The 26,811-nt window shown below is 62.8% G+C and carries 24 protein-coding genes; 11 read left to right on the plus strand and 13 right to left on the minus strand.

From position 1 onward, the window contains the following. Positions 1-34 precede the first annotated feature (34 nt). From M2395_RS23365 to M2395_RS23410, 10 genes are all read left to right on the plus strand, one after another. A complete protein-coding gene (locus M2395_RS23365; protein ID WP_011063845.1) occupies positions 35-496 on the plus strand; it encodes an Lrp/AsnC family transcriptional regulator in 462 nt (153 codons plus the stop codon). A 168-nt stretch (positions 497-664) separates the two neighbouring features. Then, positions 665-2,347, plus strand: coding sequence for an NAD(P)/FAD-dependent oxidoreductase (locus tag M2395_RS23370; RefSeq protein ID WP_041120105.1), 1,683 nt, complete (start codon positions 665-667; stop codon positions 2,345-2,347). Between the two features lie 111 nt (positions 2,348-2,458). Then, the gene (locus M2395_RS23375; protein WP_041120107.1) at positions 2,459-3,253 is read left to right on the plus strand and encodes a carbon-nitrogen hydrolase family protein; all 795 of its coding nucleotides are present in this window, start codon (positions 2,459-2,461) and stop codon (positions 3,251-3,253) included. 48 nt (positions 3,254-3,301) lie between these two features. Continuing rightward, positions 3,302-5,764 carry a pyrroloquinoline quinone biosynthesis protein PqqF gene (pqqF, locus tag M2395_RS23380; RefSeq protein WP_123431049.1) on the plus strand — a complete coding sequence of 821 codons (2,463 nt, stop codon included), beginning with the start codon at positions 3,302-3,304 and terminating at the stop codon, positions 5,762-5,764. 156 nt (positions 5,765-5,920) lie between these two features. Beyond that, entirely contained in the window at positions 5,921-5,995 is a 75-nt protein-coding gene (gene pqqA, locus M2395_RS23385) for a pyrroloquinoline quinone precursor peptide PqqA (protein WP_003194766.1), read from the plus strand. A gap of 104 nt (positions 5,996-6,099) precedes the next feature. After that, positions 6,100-7,011: a pyrroloquinoline quinone biosynthesis protein PqqB gene (pqqB, locus tag M2395_RS23390; RefSeq protein ID WP_011063849.1), complete on the plus strand. Its 912-nt coding sequence runs from the start codon at positions 6,100-6,102 to the stop codon at positions 7,009-7,011. 92 nt (positions 7,012-7,103) lie between these two features. Beyond that, positions 7,104-7,856 carry a pyrroloquinoline-quinone synthase PqqC gene (pqqC, locus tag M2395_RS23395; protein WP_011063850.1) on the plus strand — a complete coding sequence of 251 codons (753 nt, stop codon included), beginning with the start codon at positions 7,104-7,106 and terminating at the stop codon, positions 7,854-7,856. After that, entirely contained in the window at positions 7,853-8,128 is a 276-nt protein-coding gene (gene pqqD, locus M2395_RS23400; protein WP_011063851.1) for a pyrroloquinoline quinone biosynthesis peptide chaperone PqqD, read from the plus strand. The genes pqqC and pqqD overlap by 4 nt, the downstream gene beginning before the upstream one ends. Continuing rightward, positions 8,100-9,269 (plus strand): pyrroloquinoline quinone biosynthesis protein PqqE, encoded by a 1,170-nt coding sequence (gene pqqE, locus M2395_RS23405; protein WP_019094523.1) that lies wholly within the window; start codon positions 8,100-8,102, stop codon positions 9,267-9,269. Before pqqD ends, pqqE begins: the two co-directional genes overlap by 29 nt. After that, positions 9,235-11,067, plus strand: a complete 1,833-nt coding sequence (locus M2395_RS23410; protein WP_123431050.1) for a S9 family peptidase — start codon at positions 9,235-9,237, stop codon at positions 11,065-11,067. The genes pqqE and M2395_RS23410 overlap by 35 nt, the downstream gene beginning before the upstream one ends. A 36-nt stretch (positions 11,068-11,103) precedes the next feature. Here the strand turns inward: M2395_RS23410 and M2395_RS23415 are convergent, their stop codons facing one another. The 4 genes from M2395_RS23415 to M2395_RS23430 form a co-directional block, all read right to left on the minus strand. Continuing rightward, positions 11,104-11,262 carry a YqaE/Pmp3 family membrane protein gene (locus M2395_RS23415; RefSeq protein WP_011063854.1) on the minus strand — a complete coding sequence of 53 codons (159 nt, stop codon included), beginning with the start codon at positions 11,260-11,262 and terminating at the stop codon, positions 11,104-11,106. A gap of 297 nt (positions 11,263-11,559) precedes the next feature. Continuing rightward, positions 11,560-12,285 (minus strand): type 1 glutamine amidotransferase, encoded by a 726-nt coding sequence (locus tag M2395_RS23420; RefSeq protein ID WP_011063855.1) that lies wholly within the window; start codon positions 12,283-12,285, stop codon positions 11,560-11,562. Then, positions 12,285-13,568 (minus strand): aspartate aminotransferase family protein, encoded by a 1,284-nt coding sequence (locus M2395_RS23425; RefSeq protein ID WP_123431051.1) that lies wholly within the window; start codon positions 13,566-13,568, stop codon positions 12,285-12,287. The genes M2395_RS23420 and M2395_RS23425 overlap by 1 nt, the downstream gene beginning before the upstream one ends. Continuing rightward, positions 13,565-14,263, minus strand: coding sequence for an MOSC domain-containing protein (locus M2395_RS23430; RefSeq protein WP_123431052.1), 699 nt, complete (start codon positions 14,261-14,263; stop codon positions 13,565-13,567). The genes M2395_RS23425 and M2395_RS23430 overlap by 4 nt, the downstream gene beginning before the upstream one ends. A 102-nt stretch (positions 14,264-14,365) precedes the next feature. Between M2395_RS23430 and M2395_RS23435 the strand changes: the two genes are divergently transcribed. Beyond that, complete coding sequence (locus M2395_RS23435; protein ID WP_011063858.1) at positions 14,366-15,295, plus strand: LysR family transcriptional regulator; 930 nt, start codon at positions 14,366-14,368, stop codon at positions 15,293-15,295. 237 nt (positions 15,296-15,532) lie between these two features. On the opposite strand, the gene M2395_RS23440 is transcribed toward M2395_RS23435, so the two are convergent. The 9 genes from M2395_RS23440 to bioF form a co-directional block, all read right to left on the minus strand. Beyond that, a complete protein-coding gene (locus M2395_RS23440; protein ID WP_015637268.1) occupies positions 15,533-17,311 on the minus strand; it encodes an acyl-CoA dehydrogenase C-terminal domain-containing protein in 1,779 nt (592 codons plus the stop codon). A gap of 183 nt (positions 17,312-17,494) precedes the next feature. After that, positions 17,495-19,291 (minus strand): acyl-CoA dehydrogenase C-terminal domain-containing protein, encoded by a 1,797-nt coding sequence (locus M2395_RS23445; protein WP_123431053.1) that lies wholly within the window; start codon positions 19,289-19,291, stop codon positions 17,495-17,497. A 91-nt stretch (positions 19,292-19,382) separates the two neighbouring features. Then, positions 19,383-20,675 carry a GGDEF domain-containing protein gene (locus M2395_RS23450; protein WP_011063861.1) on the minus strand — a complete coding sequence of 431 codons (1,293 nt, stop codon included), beginning with the start codon at positions 20,673-20,675 and terminating at the stop codon, positions 19,383-19,385. A 220-nt stretch (positions 20,676-20,895) separates the two neighbouring features. Then, positions 20,896-22,701 carry a phenylacyl-CoA dehydrogenase gene (locus M2395_RS23455; RefSeq protein ID WP_015637270.1) on the minus strand — a complete coding sequence of 602 codons (1,806 nt, stop codon included), beginning with the start codon at positions 22,699-22,701 and terminating at the stop codon, positions 20,896-20,898. Positions 22,702-22,997: 296 nt separating this feature from the next. Continuing rightward, positions 22,998-23,294, minus strand: coding sequence for a hypothetical protein (locus M2395_RS23460; RefSeq protein ID WP_011063863.1), 297 nt, complete (start codon positions 23,292-23,294; stop codon positions 22,998-23,000). Between the two features lie 107 nt (positions 23,295-23,401). Next, complete coding sequence (bioD, locus tag M2395_RS23465; RefSeq protein WP_011063864.1) at positions 23,402-24,082, minus strand: dethiobiotin synthase; 681 nt, start codon at positions 24,080-24,082, stop codon at positions 23,402-23,404. Next, on the minus strand, positions 24,079-24,891 hold the full coding sequence (gene bioC, locus M2395_RS23470; protein ID WP_077934881.1) for a malonyl-ACP O-methyltransferase BioC: 813 nt from the start codon (positions 24,889-24,891) through the stop codon (positions 24,079-24,081). Before bioC ends, bioD begins: the two co-directional genes overlap by 4 nt. Continuing rightward, a complete protein-coding gene (locus M2395_RS23475; RefSeq protein ID WP_123431054.1) occupies positions 24,884-25,615 on the minus strand; it encodes an alpha/beta fold hydrolase in 732 nt (243 codons plus the stop codon). The genes bioC and M2395_RS23475 overlap by 8 nt, the downstream gene beginning before the upstream one ends. Then, positions 25,608-26,786 carry an 8-amino-7-oxononanoate synthase gene (gene bioF / locus M2395_RS23480; RefSeq protein ID WP_123431055.1) on the minus strand — a complete coding sequence of 393 codons (1,179 nt, stop codon included), beginning with the start codon at positions 26,784-26,786 and terminating at the stop codon, positions 25,608-25,610. Before bioF ends, M2395_RS23475 begins: the two co-directional genes overlap by 8 nt. Positions 26,787-26,811 lie beyond the last annotated feature (25 nt).

Below are 26,811 nucleotides of genomic sequence, written 5' to 3' on the forward strand. Positions count from 1 at the left end.
GTGCGCTCCCCCGATAGCCGTGCTGGAGCCCACCTTGTCCGATAGCCGCCCTCCCGTTCTTGACGAAGTCGACCGTCAATTGATCGCAGCCTTGCAGATCAACGCCCGCGAAAGCGTGGCGATGCTGGCCCGGCAGTTGGGTATCGCCCGCACCACCGTGACCTCGCGCCTGGCCCGCCTGGAAAAGACCCGGGTCATTACCGGATATGGCGTGCGCCTGGGGCAGCGGGTAGTCGATGGCGGCTTGCAGGCGTATGTCGGCATCAAGGTCCAGCCGCGCTCTGGCAAGGAAGTGCTGCGGCGCCTGAGCGGCATGGCGCAGGTCCAGCAACTGTGTGCGGTCAGCGGCGAATTCGACTATGTGGCCTGGCTGCGCACCGACTCACCGGAACAGCTGGACCAGTTGCTGGACCAGATCGGCAGCGTTGACGGCGTGGAGAAAACCACCACCTCAATCATCCTCAGCAGCAAGATCGATCGCGGGCACGCGCTGTAAGGCGCGCCCTGCCAACCAGTCAATCTGACGCACAAATTCGTCATATCGATAAATAACCGAGCATAACGACGACAGTTTGCGTCTTATTTACGTGTTTCACCCTCTCTAGAATGGCTGCCATCTTTTCCTATACTCAGCACTCTGCTGAGCCGCCCGCCAAGGTCAGCCATGAACAAGAACAATCGCCATCCTGCAGACGGTAAGAAGCCGATCACCATTTTCGGCCCGGACTTCCCTTTCGCCTTCGACGACTGGATCGAGCATCCTGCCGGCCTGGGCAGCATTCCCCAGGCACGGCACGGCACCGAAGTGGCGATTGTCGGCGCCGGTATCGCCGGGCTGGTGGCGGCCTACGAGCTGATGAAGCTGGGCCTCAAGCCAGTGGTCTATGAAGCCTCGAAAATGGGCGGCCGCCTGCGCTCCCAGGCCTTTGAGGGAGCCGAAGGGGTCATCGCCGAGCTGGGTGGCATGCGCTTTCCGGTGTCGTCCACGGCCTTCTACCATTACGTCGACAAGCTCGGCCTTGAAACCAAGCCCTTTCCCAACCCGCTGACCCCGGCCTCGGGCAGCACCGTCATCGACCTCGAAGGCCAGACCCACTACGCCCAGAAACTCGCCGACCTGCCGGCGCTGTTCCAGGAAGTCGCCGATGCCTGGGCCGATGCCCTGGAAGATGGTTCGCGCTTCAGCGAAATCCAGCAGGCAATCCGTGACCGCGACGTGCCGCGCCTCAAGGAACTGTGGAACACCCTGGTGCCGCTGTGGGACGACCGCACCTTCTACGACTTCGTCGCCACCTCCAAGGCCTTCGCCAAGCTGTCTTTCCATCACCGCGAGGTGTTCGGCCAGGTGGGCTTCGGCACCGGCGGCTGGGATTCGGACTTCCCCAACTCGATGCTGGAAATCTTCCGCGTGGTCATGACCAACTGCGACGACCACCAGCACCTGGTCGTGGGCGGCGTCGAGCAGGTGCCCCTGGGCATCTGGCGCCACGTGCCGGAGCGTTGTGCCCACTGGCCGGCCGGTACCAGCCTCAGCTCGCTGCACCACGGCGCGCCGCGTACCGGGGTCAAGCGCATTGCCCGGGCCGCCGACGGCCGTTTCAGCGTCACCGACAACTGGGGCGACACCCGGGAATACGCCGCGGTGCTGACCACCTGCCAGAGCTGGCTGCTGACCACCCAGATCGAATGCGAGGAATCGCTGTTCTCGCAAAAGATGTGGATGGCCCTGGACCGCACCCGCTACATGCAGTCGTCGAAGACCTTCGTCATGGTCGACCGGCCGTTCTGGAAGGACAAGGATCCGCAAACCGGTCGCGACCTGATGAGCATGACCCTCACCGACCGCCTGACCCGCGGCACCTACCTGTTCGACAACGGCGACGACAAGCCGGGGGTGATCTGCCTGTCCTACTCGTGGATGAGCGATGCCCTGAAGATGCTCCCGCAGCCTGTGGAAAAACGCGTGAAGCTGGCCCTGGATGCGCTGAAGAAGATCTACCCCAAGGTGGATATCGCCAGCCGTATCATCGGCGACCCGATCACCGTCTCCTGGGAGGCCGACCCGCATTTCCTCGGTGCCTTCAAGGGCGCGCTGCCGGGCCACTACCGCTACAACCAGCGGATGTACGCGCACTTCATGCAGGACGACATGCCCGCCGAGCAGCGCGGTATCTTCATCGCTGGTGACGATGTCTCCTGGACTCCGGCCTGGGTCGAGGGTGCGGTGCAGACCTCGCTGAACGCGGTGTGGGGGATCATGAAGCACTTCGGTGGCGCTACCCACGCCGAGAACCCGGGCCCGGGGGATGTGTTCCACGAGATCGGGCCGATTGCCCTGGCCGACTGAAACCGGCGGCCGGGCAGGCGCTCGTCCCCGCAGGCTTGCCCTGCGGGGATGTCGTACGAACCTGCGACAGCGGCTACAGTGGCCGGTCTGTCAGTGAGTGGAGTGAAGACCATGCGCGTCGCCCTGTATCAGTGCCCGCCACGGCCGCTGGATGTGGCCGGCAACCTGCAACGCCTGCATCAGGTGGCCATGGAGGCCACCGATGCCGATCTGTTGGTGCTGCCGGAGATGTTTCTCAGCGGCTACAACATCGGCCTGGAAGCGGTAGGCGCTCTGGCCGAGGCCCAGGACGGCCCTTCGGCCCAGCGCATCGCCGCCATCGCCCAGGCCGCCGGCACGGCGATCCTCTATGGCTACCCGGAGCGCAGTGACGACGGCCAGATCTACAACGCCGTGCAGTTGATCGACGCCCAGGGGCAGCGCCTGTGCAACTACCGCAAGACCCACCTGTTCGGTGACCTCGACCATTCGATGTTCAGCGCCGGCGAAGATGACTTTCCCCTGGTGGAACTGGACGGCTGGAAACTCGGCTTTCTGATCTGCTACGACATCGAGTTCCCGGAGAATGCACGACGCCTGGCACTGGCAGGCGCGGAGCTGATTCTGGTGCCGACCGCCAACATGATCCCCTACGACTTCGTCGCCGACGTGACGATCCGTGCCCGGGCCTTCGAGAACCAGTGCTACGTGGCCTATGCCAACTACTGTGGCCATGAAGAACAGATCCGCTATTGCGGCCAGAGCAGCATCGCCGCCCCCGACGGCAGCCGGATTGCCCTGGCCGGTCTCGACGAGGCCCTGATCATCGGCACCCTGGACCGCCAACTGATGGGCGAATCCCGGGCGCTCAACCGCTACCTGTCCGATCGCCGCCCCGAGCTTTACGACGACCTGAGCAAGCGCTGATCCGGGGATATCCGCTAGCATGAGCGCTTCTCTGTTCTGGAAGTGCTCATGCCCGCGCCGAATCACCCTCTGCCCCCACTGGAAACCCTGGCCAACGGCCTGCGGGTTTCCCTGCGTCATGCTCCCCATTTGAAACGCTGCGCCGCGACATTGCGGGTCGCCGCCGGCAGCCACGATGTACCGCTGGCCTGGCCGGGCCTGGCGCACTTTCTGGAACACCTGCTGTTTCTCGGGACCGAGCGCTTTCCTGTCGAACAGGGGCTGATGGCCTATGTACGGGCCCAGGGCGGGCAACTGAACGCGCGAACCTGCGAACGTGCCACCGAGTTCTTTTTCGAGCTGCCGGCCAGCGCCTTTGCCGGTGGCCTGGAACGTCTGTGCGAGATGCTCGCTCAACCGCGCATGAGCCTGGAGGACCAACACCGGGAGCGGGAAGTCCTGCACGCGGAGTTCATCGCCTGGTCCCGGGATGCGACAGCGCAGCGTCAGTTCGCACTGTTTGACGGTCTTCATGCCGCGCACCCGCTAAGGGCCTTCCATGCCGGCAACCGCTACAGCCTGAACCTGCCCAATAACGCCTTCCAGCAGGCCTTGCAGCAGTTCCATCGCGAGTATTACCAGGCCGGGCAAATGGTCTTGAGCCTCGCCGGCCCGCAGCCACTGGAGGAGCTCCGAGCCCTGGCGGAACGCTACGGCAGTTGCCTGCCGAGCGGTCAACACCTTGAGCAGACAGCGCCTCCCGCCCTAATGGCCACGGGCAACCAGACTTACCAACAACTCAGCGGCCAGCGGCTGGACCTGCTGTTTGCTCTAGAGCGGCTGCCCGCGGGCGCGACTGCCGCTGTGGATTTTCTCTGCACCTGGCTGCAATCGGCCAAGCCCGGCGGGTTGCTGGCGGAACTCCAGCAGCGCCAACTGGCTCACAGCCTCAAGGCGACGCTTCTGTATGAGTTCGCCGGCCAGGCCCTGCTGCACTTGGAGTTCGCTCTGACCAGCGTGGCGGCATCAGCCCCGGTTCAGGTACGCGAGCTGCTGACAGAGTGGCTGGGGTTCTTCAGTGCCCAGGCCGACTGGGCACCGTTGCGCGAAGAATATGCCTTGCTGCAACAGCGCCAGATCGAAGTTGCCAGCGCCCTGGAACTGTCCCGACGCGACAGCCGCCAAGCTGCCGATGGGCTGGATGAGTCGGGGCTGGCCGCCCTCAAGCAGGTGCTCAAGCAGTTGCAACCCCAGGCTGTGGAGCACTTCAGCCACGACTGGCGCCTGCCTCCTGCCAACCCCTTTCTACGCAGCACGATCGAGGCACCACGGGCCGGGTTGATTCGCGGGCAGACCAGCGCTCATCGCGGGCTGCGCACCTTTGCCCAGGATCGCTCCCGGGGCCGCAAGGAAAGCTCGGCCCTGAGCTTCAGCCAGGCGCTGCCAGCAGATCCTTCTGGTAGCGCCCTGACTCTGCGCTGGCAACTGGCCTCGCCTGCTCCGATGGGCTTGCATGCCCGGTTGCTGCGCAGCCTGGCGACATTGCGCGACGATGCCCGCCAGGCCGGCGTAGAGCTGATTTACACCTCTTGTGGCAAAGACTGGCTGCTGAAACTGCACGGTTTGCCGTCCCCCATGCCCGCAGTACTACTGCAAGCATTGAAAGCCCTGGGACGACCTGCCGAGTCGTTCTGGCAGGAGCAGGCAAGCGTCAATGCTGAAGCGCCCCTGCTGCCGATCCGCCAATTGCTCAAGGCATTCAGCGAACAGCCACAGCCCGACAGCCCGGCCCAGCCCGACCCAGAGGCCTTGCAAGCACTCTGGGCCAGCGCTCGCTGGGACGGACTGGGCCTGGCGCTGCCAGCCGCCATCCAGGAAGCCTTGAGCCGAACCCTGCAACAGATGCCCGGCACAGCGGACGCCACCCTCTGCCGGCCGGTGCCAGCAGGCACCGGCCAGCAGTGGCAGAACCTGCCCGGGAGTGCCGGTGAGCATGCCCTGCTGCTGTTCTATCCCGTGCCCAGCGCCAGCCTTGCCGATGAAGCCGCATGGCGCCTGCTCGGCCAGCTCTGCCAGACCCCGTTCTATCAGCGCCTGCGGGTAGAGCTGCAACTGGGCTATGGCGTCTTCAGTGCCGTTCGCCAGCGCAACGGCCGGACGGGTCTGTTGTTCGGCGTGCAATCCCCCGGCGCGACAGTCACCGAGATACTTCAGCACATCGCACAATTCCTTGAGCACCTGCCCGAACAACTCCAGGCACTCGACGAGCCCAGCTGGAATGATCAGCAACAGGCCCTGGCTCAACAGTTGCAGCCCGCGACCCTGCCCCTGGACCAGGCCATGGATTTGTTGTGGCAGGCAAAACTGGCCGGCCACTCGTCGGATTACCTGCCGCAGTTGCAAGGCTGCATAGAGGCCCTGACGCCCGCCATCGTGATCCAGGCCGCCCGCCAACTCAGAGAGGCTGCCGGCGGCTGCAGCGCGCTGGCCAACAGGCCGTGCCCGGGTACACCCTGGCAAGTGGCAGAATGATCATTACCAGCGCTGCAATGAGCTTTCTTCAGAATTGCGGGCAACCTTCCGCGGGAATTTAGTAAGATAGCCTCCTAAGCATCTGAACATCTCCCGCCGGAGGTGGACTATATGTATAGGCAACACCCGTCCCACCCACCTCAAAGGAGCAATTTTATGACCTGGTCCAAACCTGCTTACACCGACCTGCGTATCGGCTTCGAAGTCACCATGTACTTCGCCAGCCGCTAATTTCTGCCTCTGGCCAGAAACGCAGCGCAACGCCTCGGCCCGTCCGGGGCGTTTTTATTTTCAGTTCTCCGTCCTTTTTTCAGTCTTGAGCCCAGGGAGCGTCCATGTTTGTCCAGATTCTAGGTTCCGCCGCCGGCGGTGGTTTTCCGCAGTGGAACTGCAACTGTGTGAACTGCGCCGGATTTCGCGACGGTAGCCTGCGGGCCCAGGCGCGCACTCAATCGTCCATCGCGATTTCCGATGACGGGGTGAACTGGGTGCTGTGCAACGCCTCTCCGGATATCCGCGCGCAGTTGCAAAGCTTCGCCCCCATGCAACCGGGCCGCGCACTGCGGGACACCGGCATCGGCGCCATCATCCTCATGGACAGCCAGATCGACCACACCACCGGCCTGCTCAGCCTGCGTGAAGGCTGCCCGCACCAGGTCTGGTGCACCGACATGGTCCATGAAGACCTGAGCACCGGTTTCCCGCTGTTCAAGATGCTCAGCCACTGGAACGGCGGCCTGAGCTGGAACCGCATCGAGCTGGACCAGAGCTTCAGCATCCCCGCCTGCCCCAACCTGCGCTTCACGCCGCTGCCCCTGCGCAGCGCAGCGCCGCCCTATTCGCCCCACCGTTTCGACCCGCACCCGGGGGACAACATCGGCCTGATCGTCGAAGACCTGCGCAGCGGCGGCAAACTCTTCTACGCGCCGGGCCTGGGCAAGGTCGACGCGCCACTCCTGGAGATCATGGCCGCCAGCGATGTGCTGCTGGTGGACGGCACCCTGTGGGAAGACGATGAAATGCAGCGTCGTGGCGTGGGCACCCGTACCGGCCGGGAAATGGGCCACCTGGCGCAGAACGGCCCCGGCGGCATGCTCGAAGTGCTGGAACAGTTGCCCCGCCAGCGCAAGGTGCTGATACATATCAACAACACCAACCCGATCCTCGATGAAGACTCCGCCGAACGTGCCGAACTGGTACGCCGAAAGGTGGAAGTGGCTTACGACGGAATGAGTATTGAGCTGTAGGGCGAATCGCCCACAAGCTCGCCCCACGAGCCTTGGCCCCTTTGCGTAGGAGCGGGCTTGCCCGCGAAAGGGCTGCCCCCCGGAGAACACACATGACCGACACCCCGCTGTCCGCCGCCGAATTCGAGCAGGCACTGCGCGCCAAAGGCGCCTACTACCACATCCATCACCCTTATCACGTGGCGATGTATGAAGGCCGGGCGACCCGCGAGCAGATCCAGGGCTGGGTCGCCAACCGCTTCTATTACCAGGTGAACATCCCCATGAAGGACGCGGCGATCCTCGCCAACTGTCCGGACCGGGAGATTCGCCGCGAATGGATCCAGCGCCTGCTGGACCATGACGGCGCCCCGGGCGAGGACGGCGGCATCGAGGCCTGGCTGCGCCTGGGCCAGGCCGTGGGCCTGGACCCGGACCAGTTGCGCTCCCAGGAACTGGTGCTGCCCGGTGTGCGCTTTGCCGTGGACGCCTATGTCAATTTTGCTCGCCGGGCCAGTTGGCAGGAGGCGGCCAGCAGCTCGCTGACCGAACTGTTCGCGCCGCAAATCCACCAGTCGCGCCTGGACAGCTGGCCCCAGCATTACCCATGGATCGACCCCACTGGCTACGAGTACTTCCGCACCCGCCTGGGCCAGGCCCGCCGTGATGTCGAGCACGGCCTGGCGATCACCCTGCAGCACTACACCACCCGTGCCGGCCAGGAACGCATGCTGGAAATTCTCCAGTTCAAACTGGACATCCTTTGGAGCATGCTCGACGCCATGAGCATGGCCTATGAACTGAACCGCCCGCCCTATCACAGCGTCACCGATCAGCGGGTCTGGCATAAGGGGATCACCCTATGAGTTTCGACCGCAGTAAAACCCCACGCTGGCGCCCCGGCTACCGCTTCCAGTATGAACCGGCGCAAAAGGGCCACGTCCTGCTGTACCCCGAGGGCATGATCAAGCTCAACGACAGTGCCGCCCTGATTGGCGGCCTGATCGATGGCGAACGTGACGTGGCGGCGATCATCAGCGAGCTGGAAATCCAGTTCCCGGGGGTGGCCGAGCTCGGTGAAGATATCGAGCAGTTCATGGAGGTCGCCCGTGCTCAGCACTGGATCGAACTCGCCTGAACCGGCGGTTCTGCCCGGCAAACCGGAAGTTGGCCTGCCGCTGTGGCTGCTGGCCGAGCTGACCTACCGTTGCCCGCTGCAGTGCCCCTACTGCTCCAACCCCCTGGACTTCGCCGAGCAGGGCAAGGAGCTGAGCACCGAGCAGTGGATCAAGGTATTTCGCGAAGCGCGGGAAATGGGTGCAGCGCAGCTGGGTTTCTCCGGCGGCGAGCCGCTGGTGCGCCAGGACCTGGCCGAACTGATCGGCGAGGCGCGCAAGCTGGGCTTCTATACCAACCTGATCACCTCCGGCATCGGCCTCACCGAGCAGAAGATCAGCGACTTCAAGAAAGCCGGCCTGGACCATATCCAGATCAGCTTCCAGGCCAGCGACGAACAGGTGAACAACCTGCTGGCCGGTTCGAAAAAAGCCTTCGCGCAGAAGCTGGAAATGGCCCGTGCGGTCAAGGCCCACGGCTATCCGATGGTGCTGAACTTCGTCACCCACCGGCACAACATCGACAAGATCGACCGCATCATCGAGCTGTGCATCGCACTGGAAGCCGATTTCGTCGAGCTCGCCACCTGCCAGTTCTACGGCTGGGCCCAGCTCAACCGCGTGGGCCTGCTGCCGACCAAGGAGCAACTGGTGCGCGCCGAGCGCATCACCAACGAATACCGCGCCAGGCTGGAAGCCCAAGGGCATCCCTGCAAGCTGATCTTCGTCACTCCGGACTACTACGAGGAGCGCCCCAAGGCCTGCATGAACGGCTGGGGCAGCATCTTCCTCACCGTGACTCCGGACGGCACCGCACTGCCCTGCCACGGCGCGCGGCAGATGCCGGTGCAGTTCCCCAATGTGCGCGACCACAGCATGCAGCACATCTGGTACGACTCATTCGGTTTCAACCGCTTTCGCGGGTACGACTGGATGCCCGAACCCTGCCGCTCCTGCGACGAGAAGGAAAAGGACTTCGGCGGCTGCCGCTGCCAGGCCTTCATGCTCACCGGAGATGCCAGCAATGCCGATCCGGTGTGCAGCAAATCGCCACACCATGGGATGATCCTCCAGGCCCGTGAAGAATCTGAAACGGCCACCCACACCATCGAGCAACTGGCTTTTCGCAATGAACGAAACTCCCGCCTCATCGCCAAGGGTTGAGCCCTTCAGCGCCAGCCAGGCCACTACGGCCGGGGTCGACTTTGCTGAACTGCAACTGACGACCCACGGCCTGTTCTGGAATGAATATCGTCCCGAGGACGGCCGCTGTCGGATCTGGCAGTGGCATCAGGGCCAGGCCCAGTGCCTGACGCCAACCGGCTTCAGCGTGCGCAGCAGGGTCTATGAATACGGTGGTGGCGCCTTCTGCCTCAGCGATGATGCCCTGCTGTTCGTCAACGAGGCGGACCAGCAGCTGTATCGCCAGCCCCTGGCCGGTGGAGCGCCCAGCGCCTTGACTCAAGGCACGTGCCGCTACGGTGACCTGCGATACCACTCTGGCCAGGTGCTGGCCGTCGAGGAGTGCGCCGAACAACACCAACTGGTGAGCATTGACAGCGTCACCGGTCAACGCCGGCTACTGGCTGCCGGGGCCGACTTCTATGCCGCTCCTACCCTCAGCCCCGATGGTCTGCGCCTGGCCTGGATCGAGTGGGACCGGCCCCATCAACCTTGGACCAGCACCCGCCTGATGCTTGCTGAGCGCCTGGGCAACGGGACCTGGGGGGATCCCCGCTGCGTGGCGGGCGATGGCGAGCCAGAGTCACTGCAACAGCCGCGCTTCGACCAGCACGATCATCTGTATTGCCTCAGCGATCGCGGCGGTTTCTGGCAACCCTGGACCGAGTCGAGCGATGGTTTGCGGCCGTTGCCCAGCACCGCCGCGGACCATGCCCCGGCGCCTTGGCAACTGGGAAGTTGCACCTGGCTGCCCCTGGGCGGCGATGCCTGGTTTGGCAGCTGGACCGAGCAGGGTTTTGGCCGCCTCGGGCTGCGTCAGGACGACGGTTTCCAGCAGGACTTTAGCGGCAACTACAGCCGCTTCCGCAGCCTGGCGCTGGACCAGCACTACCTGTACTGCATCGCGGCCTCGCCTGTCAGCCCCTCGGCCGTTATCGCCATAGACCGCAAGACCCGGCAGGTCCAAGTCCTGGCGGGAGGGATTGCCCCTCTGCCGGCGGAACGCATCAGCCGCCCGCAGACCCTGTGCTACCCCAGCGGCGACGGCCAGGCCCACGGTTTCTTCTACCCGGCCATGAACGGTGTCAACCGGCCGCCCCTGGTGGTGTTCATCCACGGCGGCCCGACTTCGGCCTGTTACCCGATACTCGACCCGCGTATCCAGTTCTGGACCCAGCGCGGCTTTGCCGTGGCCGACCTGAACTACCGCGGCAGCACCGGATATGGCCGGGCCTATCGCCAGGCCCTGCACCTGCGCTGGGGCGAGGTGGATGTGCAAGACGCCTGCGCCGTGGTGGCCCACCTGGATGAGCAGGGGCTGATCGATCCGCAACAGGCATTCATACGCGGCGGCAGCTCGGGGGGCTACACCACCCTCTGCGCCCTGGCCTTCGCCAAGGTCTTCTGCGCCGGGGCCAGCCTCTACGGAGTCAGCGATCCGATCAGCCTGGCCCGCGCCACCCACAAGTTCGAAGGCGACTACCTGGACTGGCTGATCGGCGATCCTGAACGCGACAGCGAACGTTATCTGGCCCGTACTCCCCTGGCCCACGCCAGCAGCATCGGCGTGCCGGTGGTGTTTTTCCAGGGCGAGCAGGATGCGGTGGTGGTGCCCAAGCAGACTCGCGACATGCTCAAGGCACTACAGGACCAGGGCATCGCCGCCGAGGCCCACTACTATCCCGATGAGCGCCACGGCTTTCGCAAGGCCAGCAACCAGGCCCACGCCCTGGAGCAGGAGTGGCGGTTTTACCGCCGAGTGTTGCAGGCACAGCACTGATCAGCTACTGCCCGTTCCCCTGGAACGGGCAGACCATCAGCGTTTAGCGATGATGTACACCGCATGCACGATCCCCGGAATGTAGCCGCACAGGGTCAGCAGGATGTTCAGCCAGAAAGCGCCGCCAAACCCCACTTGCAGGAAGACCCCCAGGGGCGGCAAGAGAATGGCAAAGATGATGCGGATCAAGTCCATGGGCAGCTCCTGATAACAATCGGCTCGAATGAGCCTTACCTGCAATCGACCTTGGCCATACGCCAGGGTTCAGAGCGATTCGAGGCCGCGCTGCCACTCGGGCGAGGATCTGGAGGCCATGTCCCTGCACCACGCTCAACAGCTTGATGGCCATGGCGCCCGTACAACGAGCCGGTACTTGAAGGAGGTTGCAAGAACAAAGAAGGGGTTTGAAAAAGCTGGAGATAAAAAAACGCCCCGTGCGAAAAATCGGACACGGGGCGATGCGTTATACCGCGAGACGGTTCAGGAAGTCAGTCAACGTAAGGTCGCATGTGGCCCGGAAAGGTAATCCAGCACCCGGAACAGAGTGGGTGCCAGACCACTGCAATGCGGGATTCCGGCGAGAATCGCCTGTTGATCCTCGACGCTATCGGGCTCGGCGCTGTGTTCAGCGCTCAGCCAACCGTTGGGGCGCGCCTGCAAAAGTGCCTCGATGCTGTGCAAGTCGCTCTGCAACAGGCATTGCAAGCCGATGGCCCGCTCCTGCCAGATAAAGCCCTGGTGATCGCAGGCCGCCGAGCGATAGAGCGGCAACGCGCCCTTGGGCAGATCGAAGCTTTCGCCGTGCCAATGAAAGGCCATCAGACGTTCCGGCAAGGCCAGCCCCAGAGGCGAGTCCTGGGCATTGGGGTACTTTTCCACAGGCCACCAGCCAATCTCCCGCGCTGCACTGGGGCGAACCTGAGCTCCCAGCGCCTGCGCCAGGAGCTGGCCACCCAGGCCGATGCCCAGCACGCGCTTGCCGGCAGACAGGGCCTTGCGCAACAGGCGTTTTTCCGCAGCCAGCCACGGAGTCTGGGCCTCGTCGTGCACACTCATGGGCCCACCCAGAGCGATCAGCAGGTCGAAACTGTCGAGCCGCGGCAAACGTGCCTGGGCGTACAGATGGCAGATGTGCACGGCGCTCGCCCGCTCCAGCAGCCACTGGTTGATCCGCCCCGGTCCGGAGGCAGGCGAATGTTGCAGGATCAGTACACGCATCAGACGGCCACTCCCTTGCGACAGTGCAATTGCGCCGTGCGCACCCGGGAAAAAGCCCGAGCCAGGCGCAGGAGCATTTCGTCGATATTGCCTTTGCTGACACTCAATGCCGGGGTAAAACGCAGGCAGTCCGGTTGCGGCGCGCTGAGCAGCAAGCCTTCATGCAAGGCGGCCTTGACCACCGCGTCGGCGGACTCATCCGCCAGGGTCATGCCCCACAACAAACCCTGCCCCCGCACTTGGCCCTGTGCATACCGGCTCGCCAGGCGGGTCAGTTCCTGCCCCAGGTACTGGCCGTTATGGCGCGCCTGCTGAAGAAAGCCATGCTCCTGCAAGCTGTCCAGAACCGCCAGGCCGGCCGAGGTCATCAGCGCATTGCCATGGTGAGTGCCATCCAGCTCGCCCGCCTCGAAACAGCAGGCCTTGCCCCGTGCCAGCAACGCCGCCAGTGGCACGCCACCGCCGAGCCCCTTGCCCAGAGCGATGATGTCGGCACGCACGCCATACAGCTGTTCGGCCAGCAGGGTGCCGCAGCGGCCGATGCCAGTCTGGACCTCATCGAGAATCAGCAGGATGCCCAGTTCACGGCACAGGCGCTCGACACCCTTGAGGTAATGCTCGGTCGCCGGAATGACACCAGCCTCACTCTGGATCGGCTCCAGCATGATCGCCACGGTTTGCGCATCCACCGCTGCGTGCAAAGCCGGCAGATCGTTGAACGGCACCTGGCTGAAACCCGGCAGCCCGGGGCCGAAACGATTGCCCGGAGCGCCGCTGCCAGCCGCCGACAACGCAGCAAAGCCACGACCATGGCAGCTCTGGCTGGCGGTGATGATGCCAGCCGCGCCGCCACGATGCAGTTGCCCCCATTTACGCGCCAGCTTGATTGCGGCCTCGCAAGCTTCAGTGCCGCTGCTCAGCAGGTAGGCCTGGTCGCTGCCGGTGCTGCGGCACAGGCGATCGGCCAGCTTGAGCATGCCACGGTTGTAGAACCCGGAACCCGGGTTGATCAGCGACTGCGCCTGCTCGGCAAGCGCGGCGACCAGGACCGACGGGCTGTGGCCAAGACTGTTGGCGGCCCCGGCCTGGGTGAAGTCCAGGTAAGTACGGTCTTCACTGTCCCACAGCCAAGAGCCCTGGCCGCGCACGAAGACCGGTTGGGGACGCTGCACACTGGGCATCAGGCACTCGTTGGAAAAGGCCGGGGCCGAAGCGTTTGCATAGGGCTCGGCGGCCAGATCTTCCAGGCTCGGCACAGTGCGGCGCAGGTTGAACAGATTCATGCCCGCAGGCCCTCCAGCGGCAGCCCCAGCAGGCGCGCGGACCAGTCTTCAACCCGGCCAGTACGCATGCGCTTGATAGCGATATCACGCCAGCGCGAGGAAAGCGCCGGGCAATCAATGAGGGTTTTCAAGCCAGCATGTTCCAGAGGTTCCTGGAAAAAACAGCGCAGGGCCCAGGCCACGGTGAGGCCGGGGTAACTGCGCTGAATCAGTTCAAAAGGTTCATCCGCTTGTACGAAACCTGGCTTGAGGACCCGGTAAAACCAGCCGCAACGACCATTGTCCTGGGCCTGTTGCGGCAGATTGGCCAGGCTCCAGCGATGGCTCAGGCGATAGCAGGGCGAACGCGGCTGGCTGACCTGCAATAGCGCACCGCCCCAGCGAAACAGATCGCCCAGGCACACCTGTTCTTCGGTGAGGCCATGGGTGGACAGGTTTTCACCGAAGGCCGGCGCGCACCAGGCGAACTGTGGGTAACGTTTGCGCCAGTGGTCATAGTGTTCAGCGGGGTAATGATGCAAGGCGCGCTCGGGACCGGTGTGAAAGCGCGGATCGCCGTGCTCATCGCTGCCCAGGCCTTGTGGCCACAACCAGAGTCGGTTGGCAACCGGGTACTTGTCAGTGTCGCTGACCAGACCCTGGCCGAGATTTTTTGCCTTGCCTATGTAAACACCATCGACGTAAACGGTATTCATTGCCCTTCGTGGCCCTGTAAGCCTTGTGAATAGGCGCTAGACTAGGCCCCTCCGGGGCTTCGGGCCATTTCGTTTTTTAAGCTTTTTCGATAAGAAATACTTATGGATTTTAAGCAGCTGCGTTATTTCGTCGCGGTGTATGAAGAAGGTCATGTGGGACGTGCCGCCGAACGGCTGTCGATCTCGCAACCGGCGCTTTCCCAGCAGATCCGCCAGCTGGAACAGAACCTCGACGTCAGCCTGTTCGAGCGCAGCAGTAAACGCCTGTTGCCGACACTGGCGGCGCATACGCTGTACAACCACGCCCTGCCCCTGCTCGACGGCTTGCAACAGGCCCGCGAAGCCTTGCGCAACTTCAAGGGCCAGGCGCTGCGCACCTTGGCGATCGGCGTACTGCAAACCGTGCATACCAGCCTGGTGCCGCAGATGCTTGAGCGTGTACGCAAGGCCCAGCCCCATCTTGTGGTGCAGATCTATGAATTGACCGGCCTGGAGATCGAAAGACGCCTGCTCAATGGCTCGCTGGATATCGGCATCAGCTACTTGCCGCCACGCCAGCCAGGTCTGCATGGGGTACCGCTGTACGAAGATGAACTGACCCTGGTCATCCCGGAGCAGCATCCGCTGCGCGAGTTCAAGAAGGTCTCCATGAGCCAGGCAGCAGAGTTGCCGATGCTGTTGTTGGGAGAGGAGTTCCAGATCCGTCAGATCTGGCAGGCTCAACTGGCCAATCTGGGGCGGCGCCCGCAGGTGCAGGCGGAGCTGAACAACATGGCCGGGATTCTCGACAGCCTGCCCCATACACGGCTGGCCACCGTGCTTCCCGGGCGCTCCCAACAGCAGCACGGCAACAAGGAACTGTTGTGGAAACCACTGAGCGAGCCCAGGGTGCCGCTAAAAGTGGGGTTGGTCTGCCGGGATCTGCAGCGTCAACAGGGGACGCTGGAGCTGCTGCGCAGCTTGTTGGAAGACTCGATGAATGCGCAGGAGCCGCGCCTGGGGGGAACTTCCGCCGTGGAGGTGCCGGGATAAGCCCGCCAAAATAAAAAACCCGGACAAAAGAAAACCCCGCCGAAGCGGGGCTTTGCAGACTGTTTCCCTGACATCCTTTTCACTCCACCATCCTGGCGGAATCCTACGTGTCCGTGTTGTTGCTTTGCGCTTCCTGCGCGACGTCCATGTGAAGTAGATTAGCTTCAGCCGTCATCTACCGATATGGACGATCAGCAGCACGTTATGTAAGAGATGACTTACAAACGCCCTTGCTGGTTAAAACTGCTCAGCCTGCAACAGGAACAGCGATTCGCTACCGGCCTTGACCGAGGCGCTAAGCGAGTGGATACGCGGCAGCAGGCGGGCGAAGTAGAACCGCGCCGTCCCCAGTTTGCTGGCATAGAAGTCGTCTTCCTGCTCCTTGCCCAACGCAGCCTTGGCCATCAGTGCCCACATGTAGGCGTAGGCGGTGTAGCCAAATACCTGCAGGTATTCCACCGACGCTGCCCCGATTTCGTTGGGGTTGCTGGCGGACCGGTCCAATACCCAGGCGGTCAGCTCATCCAGATTGTCCAGCGCCGCGTTCAGCGGGCGGGTGAACTCCCCCCATTGCTCATCCGCCGTAGCGGTGAAATGGCGGATCTCGTCGGCGAACAGCTTATAGAACGCACCGCCGCTCCCGACGATCTTGCGTCCCACCAGATCCAGAGCCTGGATACCGTTGGTGCCCTCGTAGATTTGGGTAATCCGTACATCGCGTACCAGTTGTTCCTGGCCCCACTCACGGATATAGCCGTGGCCGCCGAAGATCTGCTGGCCATGAACCGTGGTTTCCAGACCCAGGTCGGTCAGGAAAGCCTTGGCCACCGGGGTCAGCAAAGCCACCAGGCTTTCCGCGCGCTTGCGGGTATCCGGATCTTCGCTGAACTTGGCGGTATCCAATTGCATCGCCACATAGGTGGAAAATGCCCGGCCGCCTTCGTTTGCAGCCTTCATGGTCAGCAGCATGCGCCGCACATCCGGGTGCACAATGATCGGGTCGGCTACCTTGTCCTTGGCTTGCGGGCCGGTAGGCGAGCGGCTCTGCAGGCGATCACGAGCATATTCAATAGCGTTCTGGTAGGAACGCTCGCCAGTGGCCAGCCCCTGGATACCTACCCCCAAACGCTCGTAGTTCATCATGGTGAACATGGCCGCCAGGCCCTTGTTCGGTTCACCCACCAGGTAACCGATGGCCTGATCGAAGTTCATCACGCACGTGGCCGAAGCCTGGATGCCCATCTTGTGCTCGATCGAACCACAGGTCACCGGGTTGCGCTCGCCCAGGCTGCCATCGGCATTGACCATGAACTTGGGCACCAGGAACAGGGAAATACCCTTGGGACCAGCCGGCGCATCCGGCAGCTTGGCCAGCACCAGGTGAATGATGTTTTCCGTCAGGTCGTGCTCACCACCGGTAATGAAGATCTTGGTTCCGCTGATGGCATAGGAGCCGTCGGCCCGAGGCTCGGCCTTGGTGCGGATAATCCCCAGATCGGTACCGGCATGGGGCTCGGTCAGGCACATGGAGCCTGCCCAGACACCGGCATACATGTTCGGCAGGTAGGTGGCTTTCAGCTCTTCGCTGGCATGGGCGTTGATCGACAGGCAGGCCCCGGCAGTCAGCATCGGGTACAGACCAAAGGCCAGGCTCGCGGAGTTGACCATTTCCTCGACCTGGGCCGATACCGCCTTGGGCATGCCCATGCCGCCGAACTCGGGATCGCCACCCACGCCGACCCAACCACCTTCGGCGTAGGTCTGATAGGCCTGTGGGAAACCTTCAGGGGTGGTCACCTCGGTGTTGTCCCAGTGGCAACCTTCCTCGTCGGCACCGCGACTCAGCGGAGCAATGCTTCTGGCGGTGACTTTGCCCGCTTCCTCCAGAATCGCCTCGACCGTCTCGACATCCACAGTCTCAGCCAGAGCCGGCAACTGGGCCCAGAGTTTGGCGACCTCGAAAACTTCATTGAGGACGAAGCGCATATCGCGCAAGGGCGCTTTGTAGTCAGCCATGGCAAACCTCGCAAGAACTAAAAAAGCGGGCCGAAACGGACCCATTTAGAAAACCAGAGTGTACCCGAACAACTTTTGCGACACATAGGGTCAACTAGTGACCTTTATGTAATTTTTGGTCACAGATATTCCCAAGCACGAAAAAACCCGCAGCAGCGGGCTTTGTTCGTGCCGCCCTAGCAGTTACAAGGCGAACAACTGCGCGGGAAGCTTCATCAGGCAATCACTGCCGGCCTCGATGGCCGCCCGATGAGCCCCCGTACGGGGCAGCAGGCGCTTGAAATAGAACTCGCAGGTGATCAGCTTGGCGGTGGCGAAGTCCTGGTCGCCCTGCCCGGCGTCCAGTTGCTGCTGGGCGACCAAAGCCATGCGCAACCAGAAATAAGCCAGGACGATGTAGCCGCTGTACATCAGGTAATCAAAGGCCGCGGCCCCCACTTCGTCGGGGTTGTTCATGGCTGCCATGCCGACCTTGGTGGTCAACTCGCCCCACTGACGGTTCAAGGCATCGAGTTGCGCGACATAAGCCTGGAGCTGCGGATGCTCGGCATGCGCGCTGCAGAACTTGTGCACAATCCGGGTAAAGCCCAGCAGCAGCTTGCCCTGGCTGCCCAGCACCTTGCGGCCCAGCAGGTCCAGGGCCTGGATGCCATTGGTACCTTCATAGATCGGCGCAATGCGGCAATCACGTACCAACTGCTCCATGCCCCATTCGCGAATAAACCCATGACCGCCGAACACCTGCATGCCGTGGTTGGTCACTTCCAGCCCGGTCTCGGTCATGAAGGCCTTGCAGATCGGGGTGAGGAACGCCAGGAGGTTCTCGGCGTCCTGGCGCTGGGCTTCATCGCGGCTCAGATGCGCCACATCCAGCAACTGGGCGGTGAAGTAGGCCAGGGCCCGGTTGCCTTCGTTGAACGCCTTCATGGTCAGCAGCATGCGCCGCACATCAGGGTGGACGATGATCGGGTCCGCCGCCTTGTCCGGAGACTTGGGGCCGGTCAGCGACCGCATCTGCAAACGATCGTTGGCGTATCTGATCGCCCCCTGGAAGCTGGTTTCACCCAGACACAGGCCCTGCATTCCGGTCCCCAGGCGGGCGTGGTTCATCATGGTGAACATGCAGTTCAGGCCTTTGTTGGCCTGACCAATCAGAAAGCCCCTGGCACCGTCGAAGTTCAGTACACAGGTCGCGGACGCCTTGATCCCCATCTTGTGCTCGATGGAGCCGCAGCTCACGCCATTGCGCTCGCCGGCCTCACCTGCCGCATCCGGCAGGAACTTGGGCACGATGAACAGCGAAATACCCTTGGTTCCGGCCGGCGCGTCCGGCAGCTTGGCCAACACCAGGTGAACGATGTTCTCGCTCATGTCGTGCTCGCCGGCGGAGATGAAGATCTTGCTCCCCGTCACCGCATAGCTGCCGTCTGCCTGGGGCACCGCGCGAGTCTTGATGATGCCAAGATCAGTGCCGCAATGGGCTTCGGTCAGGCACATGGTGCCGGTCCATTGCCCGGCGGTGAGCTTGCCCAGGTACAACTGCTTCTGTTCCGCGCTGCCGTGGGCATGAATAGCCGACATGGCACCGTGGGTCAGGCCCGGGTACATGCCCCAGGAGGTGTTGCTGGAGCCCACCATCTCGCTGATCACCAGCCCCAGCGAGTGGGGCAGTCCCTGGCCGCCATAGGCCGGATCGGCGGCCAACCCGTGCCAGCCGCCTTCAACGTACTGGGCGAAGGCCTGCTTGAAGCCCTTGGGCGTGGTGACCACGCCGTTATCAAAGTGGCAACCTTCCTCGTCACCGGAACGGTTCAACGGGGCCAGGACGTTTTCGCAGAATTTCGCGCCTTCCTCGAGGATGGCACTGACCATGTCCGGGCTGGCGTCAGTGGCCCCCAACGCCGCGTAACTGGCATGAAAGTCGAAGACGTGATCGATCAGAAAGCGCATGTCGCGCAAGGGGGCTTGATACTCGGGCATGGTGGTTTCTCCGGCAGCAGATCAGACCAACCTACTGCCGCCGCCCTCAGCCTGCCAATGACTGTGCAGGCGCTGAATGCGCCATCATCACTCAACCCGCAGCTGTATCCATGCGCACCGCACCGCGGCGGTTCTGCCCGAATGCAATGACACAGTTACGCCCCGCCCCCTTGGCGCTGTAGAGCGCCTGGTCTGCAGCCTTGAGCACTTCCTCCGGAGTCCGGTGCTCTGCCAGCCGCTCGGCGACGCCGATACTGATGGTCACCGAGACACTGGACGCGGCAGCGACACCGCGACGCTGGCGACCCTGCTGGTCGTCCTGAGGGCGGTTGTCCTGATTACGCAGTTGAATGTTGTAGGTGGCGATGATCTCGCGAATCATCTCCAGATGCGGCATGCATTCGTCCATGGTCTTGCCGGCGAACACCACGGCAAACTCCTCGCCTCCGTAACGGTAGGCCCGGCCGCCCCCGGTGACTTTCGAGAGCTTGCTGGCCACCAGGCGCAACACCTGGTCGCCCACATCGTGCCCGTGGGTGTCATTGAATTTCTTGAAGTGATCGACGTCGGTCATCGCCAGCACATAGTTGCGCCCCAGGCGCTGCATGCGCTCATTAAGCGCCCGACGTCCCGGCAGGCCGGTCAGCTCGTCGCGGAACGCCATCTGGTAGGCCTCGTGGGCGACAGCAGCAGCGATCATCAGCATCACCTGGCTGCACATGATGTTCAGGGTGAACGGCAGGATGAAGGTCTTGGGCAGCATCCAGAACAGCCCCAGAAGCCCCACCAGCTGCGCCGCGTGCAGCGGACGCGGGCTGCGCCAGTACTGGATCGCCAGCAGCAGGAAGGCTGCGAAGAACACTGGATACGACAACTGGATCAAACTCATCCAACTGCCATGCAGGGCCGGCCAGCGGATCTCCGCCAACCAGTTCAGCAGAGCCTGCGGGTAACTCTGCTCGAGCCCCAGAGCCACACTGCCGAAAGCCAGCAGCACGGCAAAACGCGCCACCATGTCCTGGAACAGGTGCGTGCGCTCCTGCCAGGCAGCGAACAGGCCGAACAACAGGGGCAGCAACAGGCAGCAGAGATGGAACACCACCGCCGCGTCTTCCCGGACCCTGCCGTTGTCCCGGTAGTAGTCGGTCTGGGTGTCCAGCAGGAAATAGGCGATGTACACGGTGACCATCAAGAACAGTTCGCGCTGGCGCCGATACACCGCACAATACGCCCCGCCCAGCAACAGCACCAAGGTTGGCAGCACGTTGAACAGCGAGGTGAAGAAGACGTTGAGGTCCTTGACGTAGGCGGCCGCCAGCCCCGCAAGCAGAAGCAGTAAAGACGGTACAAAGTGACTGAAACGTACAGCGAAAGAACGCGGCAAGGGTAAAACTCCGACCCGGCTGATCAATGAATGGCATTGTGCCTTCATTTGTTGAAGTTAAGCACACGCGGTGTGATGGACATCACATTGCCATCTCTTTAACGGCAGGAAATCGCTTCTGCTTAGCGATTTAGTCGGGAATTTTCATGAAGATTCTGCGGGCATAAAAAAACCGCTCGCCCCAAGGGGCGAACGGCTTTTCGAACCACTGCGGTCGGGCTTAGTAAGCCAGGCCGAAGTCTTCTTCCTTCATGTCCATCAGGTTGTTGGCACCCGAAAGCATGGTTGCAACGTGAGTGCGGGTACGCGGCAGGATGCGCTGGAAGTAGAAACGCGCAGTCTGCAGCTTGGCGGTGTAGAACGCCTCTTCGGTGGTGCCGGCTGCCAGCTTTTCTGCCGCCAGGCGTGCCATGTCGGCCCAGAAGTAGGCCAGGCAGGCATAACCGGAGTACATCAGGTAGTCCACGGAGGCCGCGCCGACTTCTTCGCGATCTTTCATGGCAGCCATACCGACCTTCATGGTCAGCTCGCCCCATTCTTTGTTCAGTGCAGCCAGGGGTGCGACGAATTCCTTGACGGCTTCGTTGCCTTCGTTGTTCTGGCAGAACTTGTGGACGATCTTGGTAAAGCCTTTCAGAGCCTCGCCCTGAGTCATCAGCACTTTACGGCCCAGCAGGTCGAGTGCCTGGATACCGGTGGTGCCTTCGTACAGCATCGAGATACGGCTGTCGCGAACGTTCTGCTCCATGCCCCACTCGGCGATGAAGCCGTGGCCGCCATAGATCTGCACACCGTGGTTGGCGGATTCAAAACCAACTTCAGTCATGAACGCCTTGGCGATCGGAGTCATGAACGCCAGCAGTGCGTCGGCTTTCTTCTTCTCTTCTTCATCCACACCGTACTTGACGATATCGACCTGCTTGGCAGTGAAGTAGACCATTGCCCGGTTGCCTTCGGCGAAGGCCTTCATGGTCAGCAGCATGCGGCGCACGTCAGGGTGCACGATGATCGGGTCGGCAGCCTTGTCCGGCGCTTTCGGGCCAGTCAGGGAGCGCATTTGCAGGCGATCGCGAGCGTACTTCAGGCCGCCCTGGAAGCCGATTTCGGCATGGGCCAGGCCTTGCAGAGCGGTACCCAGGCGCGCGGTGTTCATGAAGGTGAACATGCAGTTCAGGCCTTTGTTCGCCGGGCCGATGAGGAAACCGGTGGCCGCGTCGAAGTTCATCACGCAGGTGGCGTTACCGTGGATCCCCATCTTGTGCTCCAGGGAACCACAGCTCACGGCGTTGCGCTGACCTACGCTGCCATCAGCGTTAGGCAGGAACTTGGGCACGATGAACAGCGAAATACCCTTGGTACCGGCCGGTGCGTCCGGCAGGCGGGCCAGAACGATGTGGACGATGTTGTCGGCCATATCGTGTTCACCGGCAGAGATGAAGATCTTGGTGCCAGTGACTTTGTAGGAACCATCGGCCTGAGGTTCGGCCTTGGTGCGCAGCATGCCCAGGTCGGTGCCGCAGTGCGGCTCGGTCAGGCACATGGTGCCGGTCCACTCGCCGGACACCAGCTTGGTCAGGTAGGCCTCTTGCTGCTCGGCAGTACCGTGTTCGGAAATGGTGTTCATCGCGCCATGGGACAGGCCAGGGTACATGCCCCACGACCAGTTGGCTTCGCCAACCATTTCGCTGACCGCCAGGCCCAGGGATTCAGGCAGGCCCTGACCACCGTGCTCAACGTCGTGAGCCAGGCTTGGCCAGCCGCCTTCGACGAATTGCTTGTAGGCTTCCTTGAAGCCGGTAGGGGTCTTAACGCCGGATTCACTCCAGGTGCAACCTTCCAGGTCGCCCACACGGTTCAGCGGAGCCAGCACCTGCTCACAAAACTTGGCACCTTCCTCGAGAATGGCGTCAACCATGTCCGGAGTGGCGTCCTGGCAAGCCGGGAGGCTCTGATAATGCGCCTCATAGCCGAGCAGCTCGTCACGAACGAAGCGAATATCACGCAAGGGGGCCTTGTAGTCAGGCATAGCGATAAACCTCTGCTGATGTAACCGGGAATGAACAACCGCGTTGAGTTTTTATAGCGGTCAAACAGTTGTTTGAAACATACGTTTACGCCCAAATCTTGTCAAGCGTCGCGCCAATGCCTTTCGTCATCGAAACAAAATGCATACGCAGGCGAACACCCACGGCACTGCCATGAAGTGTAGGAGCCGACGCACCGGCAATCAGTCAGGGAAAGGAATCAGCGAGAGCCGCTATCAACAGAAAAGGCATGAAAAAGCCCGGTCTCTCTGGGAGGCCGGGCTTTTGCAGAGGGTAATCAGGCGTAGGTATCGATCAGGGTGCCGAGGACTTCATCCGAGGCCTTGGCGACATTGACGCCCAGTTCTGCCTGGATCTTGCCCATGGACATCTCCACCATGCTGCTGGCCAGATCCGATTCCTGGCTGCGATCCACAGCGCGCAGGCGGTCAACCTGAACATCCGACGACTGGCTGCCGGCAGAGCGTTCAACTGCAGTGCTGGCAATCTGGCCGGCGGCTTGATCGACGCGATTCTGCCCGGTCTGGATAGCGTTCAGCCCGGCGTAGAAAGCGGTGTTCCCGGAGATTTGCATGGGAGAACTCGACCTTGAGAATGAGTGACAGGTGTCATTGAAGCAGACCCGTCAAGAAAACACCCGTCAAAAACACTAATGGCAATATGCCTTGCAATAGGCAAAATCTAGTCCAGCAGATCCAGTTGCAAATGCTCGGCCACCGCCTCGGCGCTGGCCGGCTTGAGTTTCGGCACCCTGCCCAGGCACGGGGCCGGCAAGCGCTCGGCCAGGGTTGCGAGGTTTTCCTCCAGACGAGAGGTCTTTGGATCGATGATATTGGCCACCCACCCCGCCAGTTGCAGGCCGTCCTGAGCGATGGCTTCGGCCGTCAGCAACGCATGATTGATGCAACCCAGACGCACGCCCACCACCAGGATCACCGGCAACCCCAGCGCCATGGCCAGATCCGACAGATTGTCCTGGTCTGCCAGGGGGACCCGCCAACCACCCGCGCCTTCAATCAGCGTGAAGTCCGCGCCCTTGGCCAGCAGATGGCGCATGGGCGTCAACAGCGACTGCACGGTCAGCGCAACCCCGGCCTCTCGCGCTGCCAGATGAGGGGCGATGGCCGGTTCGAAGGCAACCGGATTCACTTCTGCATAGGCCAACGGCAACGAAGACTGCGCCTGCAATGCCAGGGCATCGGCGTTACGCAGGCCCTTGGCCGTCAGCTCGCAACCCGAAGCCACCGGCTTGCCCGCAGCAGTACTCAGGCCGGCCAGACGCGCCGCATGCAGCAAGCCGGCCGCAATGGTGGTTTTCCCCACATCGGTATCGGTACCCGTAATGAAGTAGGCAGGGCTCATAGCGGTTTCTCCAGCACGGCATAGACCACTTGATAAGTCGCCGGCAGGCCCTTGGCCTGTCGGAAACCCTCGTAGGCATCGATCAACCCGGCGATCCGCGCCCGTCCGGTCAAGCCGCCCGGGCGTCCGGGATTGAGGTTGTGCGCGCCCAGGGCTTTCAACTCATGGGTCAGGCTGCGCACATCCGGGTAATACAGGACATGGGGCGCCTTTTCCAGACTGCGCACTTGCAAGCCACTGGCTTCACACAGCTGTCGATAATGTTCGAACTCACGGAAGCGATTGACGTGAACCTGGCCATCGACCTGCGCCCAACTTTCGCGCAGTTCCTGCAAAGTACCCACGCACAGGCTGGCAAAAGCCAGCACGCCGCCCGGCTTGAGCACCCGCATAGCCTCACTGAGCACAGCAGAGAAATCGTCGCACCACTGCACCGCCAGGCTAGAGAAGATCAATTGGCAACTGTCGCCTTGCAACGGCAGGCGTTCAGCATCCCCGGCGATGAAATGGTCCGCGCCACCCAAAGGCCGGGCGTGATTGAGCATGCCCTCGGCAATATCCAGGGCCAGCCCCTGGGCAGCACGGAAACGCTGCCCCAGCACCCGGCTGAAATGCCCGGTGCCGCAGCCCAGGTCCAGCCAGCACCGTGGCTCAAGGCCCGGGGGCAGACGGCTGAGCAATTGTTGCCCGACCGCACGCTGCAGCTCCGCGACACTGTCATAGCTGGCCGCCGCGCGGGAGAACGAAGCCGCGACCTGGCGCTTGTCAGGCAGGCGACCGGGAAAGGCAGTCAGAGAAAGGTCAGTCATCACCGGACTCATGCAAGAAAGCCTGGATCGCTCCCGCCACTCCATGGGGGTCCTCCAGGAGAAATCCGTGGCTGGCGTGTTCAATCAGGCCAACTTCAATATCCGGCAGCAAGGCCAGCAATTCACCGGCCGCCTCGGCAGGCACCAGAGCATCGAGCCCGGCAAACAAGTGCAACTGCGGCCCGCGAAAGCCTTGCAAGGCTTCGCGGGTATCCAACTGCGCCAGCAACTCCAGCCCGGCCATCAGCACCGCCGGCGCCGTGGTCGGCGCGCCGCTCAGGAGCAACCGCGACAGGCCTCGCGTGTCCGCGGCGCCCTGGGCGCAGAGCAAGGTAAAACGCTTGAGGGTGGTTCGCGGATCGGCCGCGCAGCCGGCCAGGAAGCCGTCGAAGGTTTCCCCGGCCATGGCACTGGCCCATTGTTCATGGGCGACAAAACTGGGATTGCTGGCCAGGGTCAGCAGGCCGCAGCAGCGCTCACCACGGCGCGCCGCCAGTTCCGACGCCAGCATGCCGCCGAGGGACCAGCCACCCAGCCAGGCATTGTCCGGCACGGCGTCATCGAGTTCGTCCAGCCAGTCCTGCGGGTCGCTGGAGGTCAACTCCGGCAAGGGCTCGATCTCCACCCGCAAGTGTTCATCCAGCCCCTGCAAGGCCGCCGCCAGAGGTTCCAGCGGCGACACGCCCAAGCCCCAGCCCGGCAACAGAATCAGTCGATCACGCATGGCTCGGCTCCGCTTGCAGTTCACTGAAACAGTCTGCCAACGCGCTTAACAATAGCTGCACCTGGGCCTCGCTGTGGGCCGCGGACAAGGTCACCCGCAGCCGCGCGCTGCCGGCCGGCACGGTAGGCGGGCGAATGGCGCTGACCATGACTCCCCGTTCACGCAGCATCTGCGACAGGCGCACGGCCCGAGCACTGTCGCCCACCAGGATCGGCTGGATCGGGGTGAAACTGTCCATCAGCTGCAGGCCGATCTGCTCGGCGCCCTGGCGGAATTGACGGATCAAGGCCGCCAGGTGCTCGCGCCGCCAATGCTCGCTGCGCAGCAGCTCCAGGCTTTTCAGGGTGGCGCAGGCCAGGGCTGGCGGCTGGCTGGTGGTGTAGATATAAGGCCGGGCAAACTGGATCAGGCTTTCGATCAGATCCTCGCTGCCGGCGACAAAGGCCCCGGCGGTGCCGAAAGCCTTGCCCAGGGTGCCCACCAGTACCGGCACCTCATCCATCCCCAGGCCGAAATGCTCCACCAGCCCGCCGCCATTGGCCCCCAGCGCCCCGAAACCATGGGCATCGTCCACCATCAGCCAGGCGCCACGGGCCTTGGTTGCCCGAGCCAGGGCCGGCAGGTCGGCGACATCGCCGTCCATGCTGAACACCCCATCGGTGACCACCAGGGTATTGCCGGTGGCCTTTTCCAGACGCTTGGCCAGGCTGTGCGCATCGTTGTGCAGATAGCGGTTGAAGCGCGCGCCGGAAAGCAGCCCCGCATCGAGCAGCGACGCGTGGTTGAGACGATCCTCCAGCACCGTATCGCCCTGCCCCACCAGCGCCGTCACCGCCCCTAGGTTGGCCATGTAGCCGGTGGTAAACAACAGCGCCCGAGGGCGGCCAGTGAGTTCGGCCAGCGCCTCTTCCAGGGCGTGATGGGGCGTGCTGTGGCCGATCACCAGATGGGAAGCACCACCGCCCACGCCCCAGCGGCTGGCACCGGAGCGCCAGGCTTCGATCACTTGCGGATGGTTGGCCAGGCCCAGGTAGTCGTTGTTACAAAAGGCCAGCAATGGCTGACCGTCGACCACCACTTGCGGCCCCTGGGGGCTCTGCAGCAGCGGGCGCTGGCGATAAAGGTGTTCGGCACGGCGGGCAGCAAGGCGCGCGGCGAGATCAAAAGACATGCAGGCCTCGATGTTGGCTTACGGA

The sequence above is a fragment of the Pseudomonas sp. BIGb0176 genome, from assembly GCF_024810175.1.
Taxonomy (GTDB): Bacteria; Pseudomonadota; Gammaproteobacteria; order Pseudomonadales; family Pseudomonadaceae; genus Aquipseudomonas; species Aquipseudomonas protegens.